Source organism: Streptomyces sp. NPDC007905 (assembly GCF_042959345.1).
Lineage (GTDB): Bacteria > Actinomycetota > Actinomycetes > Streptomycetales > Streptomycetaceae > Streptomyces.
On sequence record NZ_JBIBKS010000032.1, the window covers coordinates 1 to 15,863 of the forward strand.

Below are 15,863 nucleotides of genomic sequence, written 5' to 3' on the forward strand. Positions count from 1 at the left end.
TTTTACCTCGGCCCAGGTCGCCTCCTTCCACGCGGTGACGGCCTGCTCGTCGCGCTCGGCAACCCGCCGGGCAGGGACCTGCGGGCTGAAGCCGACCCGGTGCATCAACCGAGTGGCCCCCGAGACGCTGCAGGAGACGTGGAACTTCCTGCCGATCAGCGTGGCCACCCTCGCCGCGGTCCACACCTGGTCCTCCACCCAGCCGTGCGCGGCCGGGCCCTGCTCCAGATACGCGGCCAGCTTCTCCAGACAGCGCGGTGACAGACGGCACCGCGAACCGCCCGGGCCACGGGAGACCAGAGCCTGCACACCACCGTCCCGCCACAACTGGTGCCACTTGTATACCGACTTCAGACTCACCCGCAGTTGCCGCGCGACCTCCGATGGCTTGACCTTCTGCTCGAACAGCTCGGCCGCCTGCATCCGAACGGTCTCCCGGCGCCGGCGTCCCGCAGCAGTCAGCCCGCCCCCATCCGCATATCTCACACACCACGTGATACGACCACGACTCCAGACCCATCAGGGACTTCACCAAAGTTCACCCTGACGAGCTGATGTCAGTACACGCCGAAGGGCTCCAGCAAGGGGCAGCTCCTGGAGGCCAAGGACAACCTTCAGCGCATGCTGGCGAGCGTCCCGCTCAGCGACGAGGAACGCGCCGCCGTCGATGACGGTCAGGCCGCGCTCGACCAGCTGCTGGAACGGCTGGTCGATGTCCCCACGCCAGCCGGGACGACACCCCGCGAGATCGGTGTCCCGGCGACCGCGACGCTCCTGCCGATCGTCGCCGTGAACCAGGGCAAAGGCTGGCTTACTTGACAAATCTGATTCCACAGAATGCCGGTTTTTGAGTGCTCGTATCGGTGGCGGACGCGCGCTTCCTGGCCAGTGACAGGCGAGACTCCGACGCCATGGTGTTCGGCCACAGAGCCTCCGCAAAACCCGTTGGCGGAACCACGGCAGCCACTGCTACGTTTCCGGAGGCCGTGCAAGAGAGCGAGGAGGTGGTACCCGTGAACGTATCGACATGGGTGCTCCCCTCCGGGGTCACGGTCGGGCGATCGGTCGTCCGGGAGCGCCGTTCAATGGCACTCCCGAAAGGCACGACCATGCACTTCACTTCTGAACAGCGTCTCGACGACGCTGTCCTCGAGCGCGAATTCACCCTCGGTGAGATCCCCGGCATCCTGTGGACGCCCGCATCCGTGTCCGCACCGACGCCGCTGATCCTGCTCAGCCCCCCTCCTCTCGGGCTGCGCAAGACGTACCCCCGGCTGGTGGCCCGGGCCCGGCACGCTGCGGCGGACGGCTTCGCCACGGCTACCATCGAGCTCCCCGGAAGCGGCGACCGGCCCCGTTGGCCCGGCGCCGAGCAGGCCCGCGCCGACCTGCGCCGGGCCATGGAGGCCGGCGAGCCGGTCAGCGACGAGATCATCGAGGCCCTCATCCTCCCGCTCGTCGACAAGTCGGTCCGGGAATGGCAGGCCGCCCTGGACGCCCTCCTGTCGCTGCCCGAGATCGGCGGCCCGGTCGGTTACTCGGGGGGAGTGATCTCCCTCGGGACCCGGCTGGCGGTGGTCGAGCCGCGCATCTCGGCCGCCGTTCTGTTCGCCGGGAGTTTCGTCCCCCGGGCCATGTTCGAGGAGGCCCGCCAGGTCACCATTCCGCTGCACGTCCTGCTGCAGTGGGACGACGAAGGGAACGACCGGCAGGCCGCCCTGGACCTGTTCGACGCCTTCGGCTCCAAGGAGAAGACCCTGCACGCCAACATGGGCGGGCACACCGGCGTCCCGCAATCCGCAGGCGACGAAGCGGGCCGATTCCTCGCCCGGCACCTGAAGTGACGCCGGGCCGTCAAGCCACCAGCAGACAGTAAGCCGTGTCGGCCAGGACGCTGCCCATCTAGGGACAGGTCCCGACCTCCTCAGCTCTCTACACCACGGGCCCCTGCCAGACTCTCGGCAGGGGCCCACGCTGCCCGAAGCCATGAACTGCTCGACGTCTGCAGAGCTTCGCAGGCTGCGCTCGACCAGCTGCTGCCGGCCACCGCGACGCTCCTGCCGAGCGTCGCCGTCGACCAGGGCAAAGGCTGAACTACTTGACAAATCTGATTCCACAGAACCTGCGACTACCTCGCCAACCCCGGCCTGCGACGCGAGATCCACGGCGGGCTCCAGGTCGTCGAGAACTGGAACAGTGCCAACACCGTGCTCCACTACGGCAAGGACGGCGCCCTGACCGGCCCGGACAAGGAGCACGCCGAGACCTCGATGCTCGCCCTGCACCTGCTCCAGTCCGCGCTCGTCCACGTCAACACCCTACTGATCCAGCAGGTCCTGGCTGAGCCGGCCTGGGCGAAGAAGCTGAGCGACGAGGACCGGCGCGGTCTGACCGCCCTGTTCTGGTCGAACGTCAACCCGTACGGCACCTTCCGCCTGGACATGGATGCCCGGCTCGACCTGGGACCGGTTGCCGCCGTGCCCCGCCCCCGCACATCTGCTGGCGCGCCGACCGATCACGCACGGAGACACGATGAGGGATCTCCGGGCCATCGACCAGGCGCCCGACCCCCGGGCTGGCCTCGCCATGGTCTGATGCAGATACGGAGAAACGGTCGCCGCGTCGCAGGCCTCGGTAGCCCGTGGCCATCACGCGCCCGCAAATCATCCGCTTGGCGAGCATGACGTCGATGGTGATTGGCGTCAGATCACCTCGCTCGGCTCGGCCTGTATCTGCGCCGCCTCGACGCCGCGAGCATCGTTGAGCGACACTCCTGCCACTCTGTGACCCATGCCACATTCAGTTCCTGTCAGCAATCGGGGCGCTGTTCCGCTCAAGTCACCAGGAGCAAGCGAACCGACAGGAGCATCAAATGAAGCACCGCATCGTCGTCCTCGGCGCCGGCTATGCCGGGGCCTACGTGGCCGGGACCCTGGCCCGCCGGCTGTCCTCGGCGGACACCGAGATCACCGTGGTCAACGCAGAGCCGGACTTCGTCCAGCGGCTGCGGCTGCACCAGCTCGCGGCCGGCCAGGAGATCGAGGCTCCACAGCTCGCCGACGTCTTCGCGGGCACGGGGATACGACTGCGCCTGGCCCGTGTCACCGCCGTCGACCCCGAGCGCCAGGTCGTCGCCGTGGCCGACGCCGACGGCGGCGGCGAGGTCGGCTACGACACGCTTCTCTACGCGCTCGGCAGCCACGTCGCCGACCACGGCGTCCCGGGCGTGGCCGAGCATGCCTTCGACGTCGCCGGCCGGCCCTCCGCGCTGCGCCTGCGCGAGCGCTTGGACAGCCTGAGCAGGCGGGACGCAAGCGGGAGTGTGCTGGTCGTCGGCGACGGGTTGACCGGCATCGAGACCGCCACCGAGATCGCCGAATCCCGGCCCGGCCTGTCGGTGACGCTGGTCGCCCACGGCGAGCTGGGCGCCCCGCTCTCCGTCGGAGCCCGCAGCCACCTGCGTCACGCCTGCGACCGGCTGGGCATCACCGTCCTGGAGCACACCAGCGTCGAAGCCGTCGAAGCCACGCGCGTGCTGTGTGCCGACGGCACCGCCGTGGCGTCCGACGCAACCGTGTGGACGGCTGGGTTCGCGGTCAACCCCATCGCCGCCGCCGGCGGGCTGGAGGTCACCGAGAACGGTCGGATCGTCGTCGATCGCACGATGCGGTCGGTCTCGCACCCGAACGTCTACGCCGCCGGCGACAGCGCCTACGCCATCGGCGACAGTGGTCGGCCGCTACCGATGTCCTGCGCTTCGGCCGGCTACACCGGCATGCAGGCCACGGCCGCGATCGTGGGACGCCTGACCGGTCGCAAGATCCCTAACACCAAGCTGGAGTACCTGGGCAACCACATCAGCCTCGGGCGGCGGGACGGGATCCTGCAGATGGTCGACGACGAAGGGCAGGCGAAGCCGAAGCATGTGGGCGGCCGGAAGGCCGCGCGGATCAAGGCGGGCATCCTCAAGATGTCGCTGTGGACCACCTCGCATCCGACCTTCGGCCTGCCTAAGCGCAAACGCCGCCTGGCCGTCGCCCCGGATGCGTCCGCCGAGAAGGCGTTCGCGTAGCCGACCAGAGTCTGCCTAGGGTGATCCGCGTGGACAGCACCGCCACTGATCGCTTCGACACCAGTCGGTTCGAGGCCAGCCGGAACCGGCTGGCCTCGCTGGCGTACCGGCTGCTGGGCTCCGCCACCGACGCCGAAGACGCCGTGCAGGATGCGTTCCTGCACTGGCAGGCCGCCGAGCGGCAGCGGATCAAGGTGCCGGAAGCATGGCTGACCAAGGTCGTCACCAACCTGTGCCTCGACCGGCTCCGCTCGGCACAAGCTCGCCGCGAACGCACCGCCGGCGCCTGGCTGCCCGAACCGCTCCTCGACGGCGACCCGATGCTCGGCCCGGCCGACACCTTCGAGCAGCGCGAATCGGTCTCCCTGGCCGTTCTGACGCTCATGGAGCGCCTGTCCCCCGTCGAACGGGCCGTGTACGTCCTGCGCGAAGCGTTCTCCTACGGTCACGCCGAGATCGCCGAGATCCTTGACATCACCGGGTCCGCGAGCCAGCAGCACCTCCACCGGGCCCGGCGCCGCATCACCGCCGCCCGCCGCGGCGGCGGCGAAGCCGACCCGGCATCCGCCCGCAGGATCGTCGAGGAATTCCTCGCCGCCGCCTCCTCGGGCCGCACCGAACGGCTGGTGGCGCTGCTCACCGACGACGCGACCGCGGTCTCCGACGGCGCCGGCGGCCTGGCCACGACGCTGCTGCGGTACGACACTCCGCAGCGCATCGCCGCCGTCGCACGTGCTGGGTTCAAACCCACAGCCGCGAAGCGGCGACTTGCCGGCGGCACGTCCGCCGTCCACTACGCGCTCGTCAACGGTGCCTCCGCCATCCTCTTCGTGCCCGGCGACCAGGTCGTCGGCGCCGTGACGTTCGACATCACAGGCGGCAAGATCGCAACCGTGCGCGGCATCGCCGCCCCCGCCCGCCTCGTCCGCCTCACCGAAGCCTGGCGGCAGCACGAACCGGACACGCCGCTCATCCCCCAGTGGTGAGCCGACGCCGACCGCGGAGATCGGCGGCAACCTGCCGGATCGTCGCCTCGGGCCGCGACTGGTACAGCGCGACCGCGTCCGCCTTGAACTGCGGCAGATAGTTCTTCATGACCACGAGATGTCCGTTCTCAGATCCTCAGGATCCAGTGTCTCGTGTGTCCAAGATCAGGGGTCAAGGCCCGTTGAAGCGTTCGACCTTGCCGTTGGTCTGGGGCCGGTAGGCCGGGTGCGTTTGTGGACGATCCCGGCCGCTGCCAGGGCGTCGCGCCAGGTGTGTGAGCGGTAGCAGGAGCCGTTGTCGGTCAGAACCCGCTCGACGGTGATCCCGGCCTGCGTGAAGAACGCCTGGGCCCGGGTCCAGAAGCCGGTGGCGGTCTCCTTCTTCTCGTCCGCGTGGATCTCGCTGTAGGCCAGGCGGGAGTGGTCGTCGACGGCGGTGTGCAGGTAGCTGTAACCGGCGTTCGAGCGGTTCTTGCGGCCCGAGGCGCGGCCGAGGACCTTGTGGCCGCCGCCGTCGGGGATGTTGCCGAGCTTCTTGATGTCCACGTGCACCAGCTCGCCCGGCTTGTCGCGTTCGTAGCGGCGTATGACACGGCCCGTTACCCGGTCGAGGTGGGTCAGGCGGGCCAGACGGTAGCGGGTCAGCACCCGGTGGACGGTGGAGGGCACCAGTCCCAGCAGGCCGGCGATGCGGGCCGGTCCCCAGCGGCGCAGGACGCGGACTTTGATGATGCGCCGCTCGGTACGCGTCGGGGTCCGTCGCGGGCTGGTGCGGGGACGGCTGGAGCGGTCGGCCATGCCTGCCTCGCCGAGCCGACGGTAGCGGTCGGCCCACCGCTGGGCCGTGGTCGGGGAGACCTGGAAGCGTTCGGCCGCCCGGCGCAGGGTCCAGCCGTCCTCGACCACGCAGCGGGCAAGGCGCAGGCGTCCGGTCTCGGTCAGCGGTGCATTACGGTGAGGCATGAGGGCCTTTCTGGTCGCCGGTGCAGATGTCGCAATCCACACCAGGCCAGAAGGCCCTCACCCATTTCAAGATCACTCAGTCGTGGTGTCCGTCACCAACCTCCGTGGGCAGAACACCTAGTTCGCTCTCACGTTCTGCCGCCGGCACGGGTCGAAGGCCCTGTGCCGCGAGTGAAGGTGACGGGCCCGGGCCGCGGCCACGGCGATCCACCCGGATTAAGTGGCCGACGGCTCCGCGCCCACTCACTGCTCCAGTACGAGCAGCTGCGCCTCCTTCGGTGACCAGCCGACCGTCACTTCGGCGTCGAGGTCGCCGGTCGGGCGCGAGCCCGTGCCGAGTTCGCGCATGACCACGTCCTGGCCGCACACGTGCAGTCGGTGACGGATCGTGGTGCCGAGGCCGGTGGACGACAGCAGCCGACCGGAGCCGCAGTTCTCGGTGCGGTCGGCGTCGACGAACCGCAGATGCTCGGGGCGGACGGAGACCGCGTACGCGTCGCCCTTGGCTCCGCGGTCCCGTACCCGGCCGACTCCCCAGGCACCGAGGTCGACGACGGCCTCGCCGCCTTTGCGTTCCAGCACCGTGCAGGGCAGCAGGTTGGTGTCGCCGAGGAAGGTGGCCACCCAGTCGGTGCGTGGATGGGCGTACACGTCCTCGGGCGTACCCTCCTGCACGATCCTGCCGTCGCGCATGACCACGATCCGGTCGGACATGGACATCGCTTCCTCCTGATCGTGGGTGACGAACAGGACGGAGATGCCGAGCGACTGCTGCAGTGTCTTCACCTCGTCCTGCATCTGCTCACGCAGACGCTTGTCCAGAGCGGCCATCGGTTCGTCCAGCAGCAGGGCAGCCGGGTTGAACACCAGGGCGCGGGCGAGCGCGACACGCTGCTGCTGGCCGCCGGACATCTGCCGGGGACGACGGTCGCCGAGCCCGGCCAGTCCGACGCGGGCGAGTGCCTCTTCCGCGCGCCTGCGCCGCTCGCCACGCTGGACTCCTCGCATGCGCAACGGGAACTCGACGTTCTCGGCGGCGCTCATGTGTGGGAACAGGGCGTAATTTTGGAAGACGACGCCGAGGTTGCGGTCCTTCGGTGGCAGCCGGTCCACGGGTTCGCCGTCGATCAGCACGGTGCCGGAGGTGAGTTCCTCAAAGCCGGCGACCATCATCATCGTCGTGGTCTTGCCGGAGCCGCTCGGTCCGAGCAGCGTCACGAACTCGCCGGATCCGACCGAAAGATCGAGATCGTCAACGGCGGCAACGCTGCCGTACGTCTTGCGGACGCCCCGCAACTCGATGGCGCCACGGCGCTCTTCACGGGGAGTCTGGGCTGATGCCCGCTGTGTGGTCGTGGTCGTCATGGTTCACCCTGTCGGTTCGGGGGCGGTCAAGGGGAGCAGCCGTGCGGCGGAGCGGCGGCGGATGGTGAAACAGACCTGGAAGAGCAGACCGAGCGTGGCGACGGTGACCAGCATCGCCGATGACACGGCGATCTTCGGGGTCAGGTTGTACTGGATGTCGGTGAACATCTTCACCGGCAGCGTCGTCGCGTTCGGGGACTGCAGGAACAGCGCGATGACCGTCTCGTCGACGGACACGGAGAAGGCGAACAGGGCGCCCGCGACGAGCCCCGGCCGGATGACCGGGAGGTAGACGAACCGCATGACGGAGAAGGCGCCCGCGCCCAGGCTGCTCGCCGAGCGGACGAGCGCCGGATTCAGCCCGGCGAGGCTGGCCCGCACGGTGAGGAAGGCGTACGGCACCGCGATCACGGCATGGGCGAGGCCGATCGGCAGGACCGTCCCCACCATGCCCAGTGAGATGAAGAACTGGTAGAAGGCGAGTGCCATCACCACTGCGGGCACGATCATCGGTGCGAGGAGCAAGCCTGTGACCGCCGCTTTCCCGGGAAACGTACGCCCGTGCAGTGCCACCGCTGCTGCTCCGCCGATCACCACCGCGACCACCACCGCGACCCCGGCCGCCTGCAGACTCGCGGACAGGGCAGCCATCCACGCCGTGTCGCCGAAGAAGCCGGTGACCGCGTCCGTGGAGAGCTGCTTGGGCGGGAAGGTGATGTAGCGGCTGCCGGTGAACGCCACCGGCAGCACGATCAGCGTCGGCACCACGAGGAAGACGAAGACCGGCAGGGAGGCGATCAGCGACGACACATGGCGAGGTCTAGTGAGCCTCATATTCGCCTCCTGCGCGAAGGATCCGCTGGTACACGGCGACGAGCACGCTGACGACGACGGTCAGCAGCAGCGCGAGTGCCGACGCGCCGGCGAAGTCGGTCAACTGCCGTGCGTAGAAATCGATCTGATTGGCGATCATCATGTCGCCGGGGCCACCGAGTACGACGGGCGTGATGAAGAACCCTGTGCTGATGATGAACACCAGCAGACCGGCGGCGGAGACCCCGGGGACGGTCAGGGGCAGGATGATCCGACGGAAGACCGATGCCTCGGCTGCCCCCAGTGAACGGGCGGCCAGCTCGAGCCGATCGTCGATCGCGGCCAGGGCCGCGTAGATCGGGAAGACGGCGTACGGCAGCAGATAGTGCACCATGCCGACCACGACGGCGAAGCGATTGTGGAGCAGGGCCAGCGGAGCGTCGGTGAGGCCGAGCCCCTGCAGTGCGGTGTTCACCAGACCGTTGTCCTGCAAAAGCACCGCCCAGGCGAAGTTCTTCACCAGGACGCCTGTCCAGAAGGGCAGCAGGACCAGGGCGAAGAGGACGACCCGCGCCAGCGGGCCGCGCCGCCAGATCACCACGGCCAGCAGATAGCCGAGTACGACCGTGGCGAGCGTGGACAGCGCGCTGATCTGGAAGGTGTTGACCAGCGACCGGGACACCAGCGGGTCCTTCAGCACGCGCTGGTAGGCGTGGCCGTGGGCACCCGCCGCGACGAGTTTGCCGAGAGGCGTCAGGAATAGTACGGCGTCGAAGGCGAGTGCGGGCGCCAGCAGTAGCAACCAGGTGCCGCGCGGGCGGCTGCGCCGCGGCGGCGCGTCGGGGCCTGCTGATGCGGACGCGGTCGCGGAGGCTGCGTCAGGCGTCGTGGTGGACGTCATCAGCTGCCCGCCTGCCACAGCTTGAAGCGCTGCTCGGTCGCCTTGAGGTTCTTGGCCCACCAGGCGTCGTCGCGGACCAGGATGGAGTCCGCCAGTTTGGGGCTGGTGGGCAGGGAGTCGGCGACCGAAGCGGGCAGCTTGGCGAGGGCGGGGGTGTTGGCCAGGGTGAGGTTGGTGGTCTGGATGAAGTCGGCGCCGGCTGCGGCGTCGTTGCTCATGAAGTCCAGGAGCCGGAAGGCCGCCTCCTTGTTCCTGGCGCCCTTGGGGACCACGAAGTAGTCGCCCGCGACGACACTGTTCCTGGCGGTGAAGTTCAGCCGCGCCCCGTCCTTGCGGGCGGCGCTGATCCGGTTGTTGAAGCTGGTCGAGAGCGCGACCTCACCCGAGGTCAGCTGCTGGATGGGCTCTTGGTTGGCGGTGTGGTAGATGAGTTTGTCGCGACCGGGGTGCTGTGCCAGGTACTTCAGGGCGGCGTCGACGTCGAGCGGGTAGATCTTGTCCCTGGGGACACCGGCGGCGAGCCGTGCGGCCTCCAGGATCGAGCTGTCGGACAACTCCGCGTAGACGGAACGCTTGCCCTTGTAGCGCTGCTGGTCCAGGAACTGCTCCCAACTCGCGGGCGCCTGCGCATCGGGAATGTGCCTCTGGTCCCAGGCCATCACGAACAGGAAGCTCAGGTACTTGATGCCGTGGTCGGCCTTCGCGTAGTGCGGCAGCCCCTTGTCATTGATGACGCCGTAGTCGAGCTTCTCCAGCAGCCCCTCGTCGACGGCCTGGAGGTACTCCGGCGCGGTCAGCTCCACCAGGTCCCACTGGACATCGCCGGACTGCACCTGGGCCTTGAGACCGGCGAGACTGGTGTTGGCAAGCAGTGACGCGCGCACACCGGTCTTCTTCTCGAACGGCTTGAGCAGGGTCTTCGTCAGCTGGTCGTTGTACGAACCGCCGTACGAGGTGACGGTCACTGTGGTGTTCGGCTTGGCCGAAGGTGTGGACTTGCTGCTGCAGGCGGTGAGCAGACTCCCCCCGAGGGGTGCCGCCAGCGCGGAGGCCCCGGCCGCCCGCAGGAGAGACCGGCGGCTCGTGCTTCTGTGTGACTGCTCGTTCATGGGCATGCCTTTCCAGCAGTAAAGGGGCATGGCAGCGATCAGCCCCGGGGAAAAAGGGGGGATGCCGCGAACTACCGTGTGTGTCATGAGCGAACAGGCCGGAGTGTGACCTGCGGCTTTGAAACCGTCGCCCATGGCAAAAAACATTCCGGAACTCGTCGACATCCGCCGCCACGATCAGGAGACGGGCGGAGAAACGAGCCGGTACCCGCGGTCTGCGCCAGTCCGGCGACCGCGTGGCGCAACAGTAGGAACATCCCCTCAGCGCGTCAACGCTCACAGGGGTGTGCAAACCATCCATTGAGGCGCTTGATCATGGATGAATCCGCCACTTCTTGTCCGGTCGGGGCAGTGGATAGCGTCGTCGTCGCCCCTTCCGCATCGTCCGGGCCGGCCCCGACCCCCTCGCCTCGCATTCCCCGAAACGCATGCGCACGGCGTCCCGCCATCCCTCGGGGCGCCGCGTCACCGCCATCGTCCAGCCGGCCTGAGCGCAGATCTGCCGACGGCGGCTCTTCCTCTGATCGCCGATTCCTCCATCACGATTCCCGAGCCACGAGGAGCACAGAACGTCGTGAGTGAAATTCACGTGCTGCGCAATTACATCGACGGTGCATTCGTCGATGCGAAGGACGGCCGTACGCTGCCGGTACTCGACCCCACCACTGGTGAGGTCTACGCGAGTTCACCACTGTCGGGGCCGGCGGACGTGGACGCGGCGATGGCTTCCGCGGCGGCGGCCTTCGCCGTGTGGCGCGACTCCACTCCCGGCATCCGACAGAAGCTGCTCCTGACTATCGCCGACGCCGTCGAAACACGTGCTGAGGAGTTGGTCGAGACTGAGTGCCGGGACACCGGCAAGCCCCGCGCCGTGACCAGGACCGAAGAGATCGTTCCCATGGTGGACCAGCTGCGCTTCTTCGCGGGCGCTGCGCGCCTGCTGGAGGGCAAGGCAGCGGGAGAGTACACGCAGGGCCTCACCTCAATCATCCGGCGGGAACCAATCGGTGTGTGCGCTCAGGTCGCGCCCTGGAATTACCCCATGATGACGGCGGTGTGGAAGTTCGCGCCGGCGATCGCCGCAGGGAACACCGTGGTCCTCAAACCGTCGGACACCACCCCCGCGTCCACGGTGCTGCTCGCACAGATCGTGGGCGATGTACTGAAGGCGCTGGATCTTCCGGCCGGTGTGCTCAATGTCGTGTGCGGGGACCGGAACACCGGGCAGCTGATGGTCGAGCACGCGGTTCCGGCCCTTGCCGCGATAACCGGCTCGGTCCGTGCCGGCATCCAGGTCGCCCAGAGCGCCGCCCAGGACGTCAAACGGGTCCACCTGGAACTCGGCGGCAAAGCACCCGTCGTCGTCTTCGAGGACGTGGACATCGTGCAGGCCGTCGAGGGCATCACGGCCGCGGGCTTCTTCAACGCGGGACAGGACTGCACGGCCGCCACTCGAGTTCTCGTGCACGAGTCCGTCCACGACGAGTTCGTCGCCGAGCTCGCCAAGGCCGCCGCCGGCGTCAGGACCGGTGGCGTCGACGAGGAGGGCGTGGTTTTCGGACCGCTCAACAATGCCAACCAGCTCGCGCAGGTGAGCGGTTTCGTCGGCCGGCTCCCTTCGCACGCCACTGTCGAGGCAGGGGGTCACCGTGTCGGTGACAGCGGCTACTTCTACGCCCCCACCGTCGTCTCCGGCCTCAAGCAGGACGACGAAATCATCCAGAACGAGGTCTTCGGCCCGGTCATCACCGTCCAGTCCTTCGCCGACGAGGATCAGGCCGTGGAGTGGGCCAACGGCGTCGACTATGCCCTCGCGTCCTCGGTCTGGACAAAGGACCACGCCCGCGCGATGCGCATGTCGAAGCGCCTCGACTTCGGCTGCGTATGGATCAACACCCACATGGTCCTCGTCGCAGAGATGCCCCACGGTGGCTACAAGAAGTCCGGCTACGGCAAGGACCTTTCGGCCTACGGCTTCGAGGACTACACCCGCATCAAGCACGTCATGACGGCGCTGTGATCGGTCAGGTCTGCCCCGCAGGGCACCTGACGGTGTGGCGATCAGGCGCCCTCGCGGGGGTGCCTAGAAGTTCTTCGTCTGCCCTGCATAGTGATCTGACCAGGCAGGACGGGAGTCGGTTTCGCGACTGGAGGAGTGTTGGCCCGCGCATGGTCCACGTCTTGATTCAGGAGTAGCGGTCTGACCGGGATCGCAGCGTCCCCCAACCCGGTCAGCGCCCCGGCCTCGCTGGCTACCGCCTCGTCGCCCCGGCCATAATGAGCCGCTAGGCGTGCTGTCCTGGGACGTTGGTGACACGCGTGCCGGGTACGTGAAGGAGGTGAGGGCCTTCTGGGTTCGCTGTGGATTGCGACATCTACGGCCGGTACTCAGGAGGCTCCCGTGTCCCACCGTAATGCCCCGCTGACTCCGACCGGGAGGCTGCGTCTGGCCCGGTGTGTCGTGGACGACGGCTGGCCGTTGCGGCGGGCCGCGGAACGCTTCCAGGTCAGCCACACCATTGCCGCACGCTGGGCCGGCCGCTACCGGCAGCTGGGCACCGAGGGCATGCACGACCGCTCCAGCCGCCCGCACCACAGCCCGCGCCGGACACCCGCCGCGGTCGAACAGCAGGTCGTGCGGCTGCGGCGCGAGCACCGGATCGGGTCGGTACGGCTGGCCGCCCGTGCCGGTATCGCCGCTTCCACCCCTCACCGCATCCTCGCCCGGCTCGGCCTGCCCGCTCTGGCCGCCACCGACCGGGCCAACGGCGAGCCCGTCCGCCGCTACGAACGCTCCCGGCCCGGCGAACTGGTCCACATCGACGTCAAGAAGCTGGGCCGCATCCCTGACGGCGGCGGCCACAAGGTCCTGGGCCGACAGGCCGGCCGGGCCCGGCGAAGCAGCGTGGGCTTCGGCTACGTCCGCTCCGCCGTCGACGACCACACTCGCCTCGCCCACAGCGCGATCCACAGCGACGAGATGGCCGCCACCTGCGCGGCCTTCCTGCGCCGGCCCGCGGCCTTCTCCACCTGCGGCATCGACCGCGTCGAGCGGGTCCTGACCGACAACGCCTGGCCCTACCGCAAGAGCTTCGCCTGGCAGCAGGCGCTTGCCGACCTCGGCGCAACCGGCAAGCTCACCCGCGTCTACCTGCCACAGACCAACGGCTAGTACTCCAGTCTGACTTCGCGATCTTGTGGCGAACCCGGCTGGGAACGGGTACGGCCACCGCGTGATCATCGGTTGGTGTGTGGACAAACGAAGATCGTGCGGCGGCCGCGGGCCATAGCGTAGACCCTGCCCGCTGGCGGGCGTTGTTCGACCAGGTCATGGCTCGTATCGCCGGGCGGTTCGGCCGAGTTGAGCCTCGGGCCACGGCCCGCGCCTACTTGCTCGGGCTGCTGTCGGCTACCGAGCGGAAGAACTGCTGGCAACTGGCTGAACAGGCCGGTCACGCCCGGCCCGGGCCTATGCAGCGCCTGCTGCGCTATGCCCGCTGGGATGCCGACGCCGTCCGTGACGACGTCCGCGCCTACGTTGTCGACCACCTCGGCGACGACGGCGTTCTCATCGTGGACGAGACCGTCTTCGTGAAGAAAGGCAGCATGTCGGCGGGGGTGCAACGCCAGTACACCGGCACAGCAGGCCGGATCGAGAACTCCCAGGTCGGCGCGTTCCTTGCCTACGCCACTGAGCGGGGCCCCGGCCGGCGAACCTGCCGACCACGCCATCGGCCGGTCCCGCGGCGGGCTGACCACGAAGATCCACCTCGCTGCCGATGCTCGCTGCCGGCCTCTGGCGTTCGTTCTCACCGCCGGGCAGGCCGGCGACGCACCCGCTTTCACGGACGTCATGGCTCGCTTGCGCGTCCCCCGACGGCGTGGGCGTCCGCGCACCAGGCCGGATGTGGTCCTGGCGGACAGGGCCTACTCGTCCCGCGCGATCCGCGACCACCTGTGCAGACGCGGAATCCGGGCGGTCATCCCGGTGCCTGCCGACCAGCGGGGACACCGGCTGCGACGCGGCAGCCGGTGCGGCAGACCACCGACCTTCGACCGCGAGGGCTGGCGCAAGCACAAGGTCCGCGAGACCGAGGACGCCGTCGTCGGCGCGTTCACCGGCTCTCCGGCGGCGCCCCGCACGCTGCTGCTGGGCCGGTACGACACCGATGGGCGCCTGCGGTACGTCCGGGCGCAGCACGACGCTCCCGCAGACCGCGGGCCGGGCGGTCGCCGGGCTCCTCACCCCAGCCGGAGACGACCACCCTTGGACGGGCTGGACGTTCTCCGCCGGGTGGGGCTCGCGTGAGACTCTGCACGTGACCCTCGTGGCGCCGGAGCTGGTGGTGGAGGTCGGCGTTGACGTCGCCCGCGACAGCGCCGGACGCTGGCGTCAACCGGCGCGCTGGCACCGGGTTCGAGCGGAGTTGCATCCGATGCAAGTGCCGAAGTTCGGCGAAGGGGAGTGAGGCTACGCCGCTACGCGGCGGCGGGAGGTTCCTCAACCCCCATGTTGGAAAGTCGGAGGCCCTTCCGACAGTGACCACCAGATCGAATTCTCTGTCTACTACTCCGGAGCGGCTGGGTAGCATCCGGCCATGGCTCAGAAGATTGTGACCGTTTACTCGGACGACCTCACCGGTACGGAATCGAGCGAGGTCAGCACGCACTGGTTTTCCCTGAACGGCATTAACTACGAAATCGACCTCACTCCGGAGAACTACGACAAGCTGGACGCGGCGCTCCGGCCGTTCATCGAGAAGGGCCGGAAGATGGGCCGGACGAAGGGGACGGGGCGGGTACGCAGGGACGCCGCGGACGCTCCCAGTGCGGAAGAGGTTCGTGCGTGGGCTCGGGAGAACGGCCTTGAGGTGAACGACCGCGGCCGTGTCCCCAAGGAAATCCGAGACGCGTTCGACGCCGCTCACTGACCCACGAACGATTACCCGGCCCAATGCCGGGAAGTCGACGTGCATGCGAAGGAAGGTCCGGGCGTGCGCGGCCTGCGTGTGCCACGCTGATCTGCTCTTTCTCGTGAACTGATGTGCTTGCGGCCGTAATTGGCCAAGCTGCCCGCGTACGTGCAGGGTGTATCCCGCTTTTCATGGCCGACAGTCCGCTCATACCTCGCCTGTTCTGCTGAGAGCCGCGCGCACGGACTGTCTCACCCCTGCCGAGTCCGGCGCAGCGGCCGACACTGGAAGTCATCGCCCTCCGCGAGGGCCTGGACCTGGCGGCCGACCTGGCCCCGGCCCGGAGGCGCGGCCCGGCGGCGCACGGACCAGAAAGCGCGACGACCGGCGTGTGCGGGAGTCCTGCGCCTTCACCGTGCTCAGCCGCGAGACGGGGTCACGTCGGTGAACTATTGCTCGTCGGGCCAGGAGGTCAGGACGTCGCCGGTCTCCTCATCGGTGAGGGTGATGCGGGCGCCGGGCATGCCGCCGTACTCGCCCACCAGCCCCGGAATTTGTCCGAGGCGGAGCTCGATGCCCTCGGCTTGGGCATAAGCGAACACGTCCGTCAACGTCCGCAATCGCAGGTCAGGCCGGTTGGGGACCGCGCATCCCCGCTCGGCCAGGAGCGTGCGCGTTTCTTGGACTGCCCTGCTGCCGGGCCTGCCCGCCTGGCGCCGAGCAGCAAGTACCTCTGACAGG

At 68.6% G+C, this 15,863-nt stretch carries 13 protein-coding genes and 6 pseudogenes; 11 read left to right on the plus strand and 8 right to left on the minus strand.

Annotation, left to right across the window (positions count from 1 at the left end; translation table 11 throughout):
* On the minus strand, positions 1 to 462 hold a 462-nt coding region (locus tag ACFZDC_RS36905), incomplete at its 3' end, for a winged helix-turn-helix domain-containing protein (RefSeq protein WP_391330854.1).
* A gap of 159 nt (positions 463 to 621) precedes the next feature.
* Between ACFZDC_RS36905 and ACFZDC_RS36910 the strand changes: the two genes are divergently transcribed.
* The 5 genes and pseudogenes from ACFZDC_RS36910 (at position 622) to ACFZDC_RS36930 (ending at position 5,058) form a co-directional block, all read left to right on the plus strand.
* Positions 622 to 819, plus strand: coding sequence for a hypothetical protein (locus ACFZDC_RS36910; RefSeq protein WP_391330800.1), 198 nt, complete (start codon positions 622 to 624; stop codon positions 817 to 819).
* Between the two features lie 290 nt (positions 820 to 1,109).
* Positions 1,110 to 1,844 carry an alpha/beta hydrolase gene (locus tag ACFZDC_RS36915; protein WP_391330801.1) on the plus strand — a complete coding sequence of 245 codons (735 nt, stop codon included), beginning with the start codon at positions 1,110 to 1,112 and terminating at the stop codon, positions 1,842 to 1,844.
* A gap of 288 nt (positions 1,845 to 2,132) precedes the next feature.
* Positions 2,133 to 2,684: pseudogene (locus ACFZDC_RS36920) on the plus strand (Tn3 family transposase); the annotation flags it as partial.
* Between the two features lie 188 nt (positions 2,685 to 2,872).
* Positions 2,873 to 4,072 (plus strand): FAD-dependent oxidoreductase, encoded by a 1,200-nt coding sequence (locus tag ACFZDC_RS36925; protein WP_391330802.1) that lies wholly within the window; start codon positions 2,873 to 2,875, stop codon positions 4,070 to 4,072.
* 29 nt (positions 4,073 to 4,101) lie between these two features.
* Positions 4,102 to 5,058, plus strand: a complete 957-nt coding sequence (locus ACFZDC_RS36930; protein ID WP_391330803.1) for a sigma-70 family RNA polymerase sigma factor — start codon at positions 4,102 to 4,104, stop codon at positions 5,056 to 5,058.
* Here ACFZDC_RS36930 and ACFZDC_RS36935 read toward each other — a convergent pair.
* The 6 genes and pseudogenes from ACFZDC_RS36935 to ACFZDC_RS36960 all read right to left on the minus strand — a co-directional run bounded on the left by ACFZDC_RS36935 (position 5,042) and on the right by ACFZDC_RS36960 (position 10,209).
* Complete coding sequence (locus tag ACFZDC_RS36935) at positions 5,042 to 5,167, minus strand: hypothetical protein (protein WP_391330804.1); 126 nt, start codon at positions 5,165 to 5,167, stop codon at positions 5,042 to 5,044. The genes ACFZDC_RS36930 and ACFZDC_RS36935 overlap by 17 nt on opposite strands.
* A 72-nt stretch (positions 5,168 to 5,239) precedes the next feature.
* Positions 5,240 to 6,021 (minus strand): annotated as a pseudogene (locus tag ACFZDC_RS36940) (IS481 family transposase); the annotation flags it as partial.
* Positions 6,022 to 6,264: 243 nt separating this feature from the next.
* Complete coding sequence (locus ACFZDC_RS36945; RefSeq protein WP_391330805.1) at positions 6,265 to 7,386, minus strand: ATP-binding cassette domain-containing protein; 1,122 nt, start codon at positions 7,384 to 7,386, stop codon at positions 6,265 to 6,267.
* Positions 7,387 to 7,389: 3 nt separating this feature from the next.
* The gene (locus ACFZDC_RS36950) at positions 7,390 to 8,220 is read right to left on the minus strand and encodes an ABC transporter permease subunit (RefSeq protein WP_391330806.1); all 831 of its coding nucleotides are present in this window, start codon (positions 8,218 to 8,220) and stop codon (positions 7,390 to 7,392) included.
* Positions 8,207 to 9,100, minus strand: a complete 894-nt coding sequence (locus ACFZDC_RS36955) for an ABC transporter permease subunit (RefSeq protein WP_391330809.1) — start codon at positions 9,098 to 9,100, stop codon at positions 8,207 to 8,209. Before ACFZDC_RS36955 ends, ACFZDC_RS36950 begins: the two co-directional genes overlap by 14 nt.
* Positions 9,100 to 10,209, minus strand: coding sequence for an extracellular solute-binding protein (locus ACFZDC_RS36960; protein ID WP_391330811.1), 1,110 nt, complete (start codon positions 10,207 to 10,209; stop codon positions 9,100 to 9,102). Before ACFZDC_RS36960 ends, ACFZDC_RS36955 begins: the two co-directional genes overlap by 1 nt.
* A 574-nt stretch (positions 10,210 to 10,783) precedes the next feature.
* Here ACFZDC_RS36960 and ACFZDC_RS36965 point away from each other — a divergent pair.
* The 6 genes and pseudogenes from ACFZDC_RS36965 (at position 10,784) to ACFZDC_RS36990 (ending at position 15,140) form a co-directional block, all read left to right on the plus strand.
* Positions 10,784 to 12,229, plus strand: coding sequence for an aminobutyraldehyde dehydrogenase (locus ACFZDC_RS36965; protein WP_391330813.1), 1,446 nt, complete (start codon positions 10,784 to 10,786; stop codon positions 12,227 to 12,229).
* Positions 12,230 to 12,610: 381 nt separating this feature from the next.
* Positions 12,611 to 13,378 (plus strand): annotated as a pseudogene (locus ACFZDC_RS36970) (IS481 family transposase); the annotation flags it as partial.
* Positions 13,379 to 13,539: 161 nt separating this feature from the next.
* Positions 13,540 to 13,911 (plus strand): annotated as a pseudogene (locus tag ACFZDC_RS36975) (transposase); the annotation flags it as partial.
* Between the two features lie 10 nt (positions 13,912 to 13,921).
* Positions 13,922 to 14,299: pseudogene (locus ACFZDC_RS36980) on the plus strand (transposase); the annotation flags it as partial.
* Positions 14,300 to 14,528: 229 nt separating this feature from the next.
* The gene (locus ACFZDC_RS36985) at positions 14,529 to 14,678 is read left to right on the plus strand and encodes an ATP-dependent DNA ligase (protein ID WP_391330815.1); all 150 of its coding nucleotides are present in this window, start codon (positions 14,529 to 14,531) and stop codon (positions 14,676 to 14,678) included.
* A 129-nt stretch (positions 14,679 to 14,807) separates the two neighbouring features.
* On the plus strand, positions 14,808 to 15,140 hold the full coding sequence (locus ACFZDC_RS36990) for a histone-like nucleoid-structuring protein Lsr2 (RefSeq protein WP_391330816.1): 333 nt from the start codon (positions 14,808 to 14,810) through the stop codon (positions 15,138 to 15,140).
* A gap of 542 nt (positions 15,141 to 15,682) precedes the next feature.
* Here ACFZDC_RS36990 and ACFZDC_RS36995 read toward each other — a convergent pair.
* Positions 15,683 to 15,817: pseudogene (locus ACFZDC_RS36995) on the minus strand (IS5/IS1182 family transposase); the annotation flags it as partial.
* Between the last annotated feature and the right edge of the window lie 46 nt (positions 15,818 to 15,863).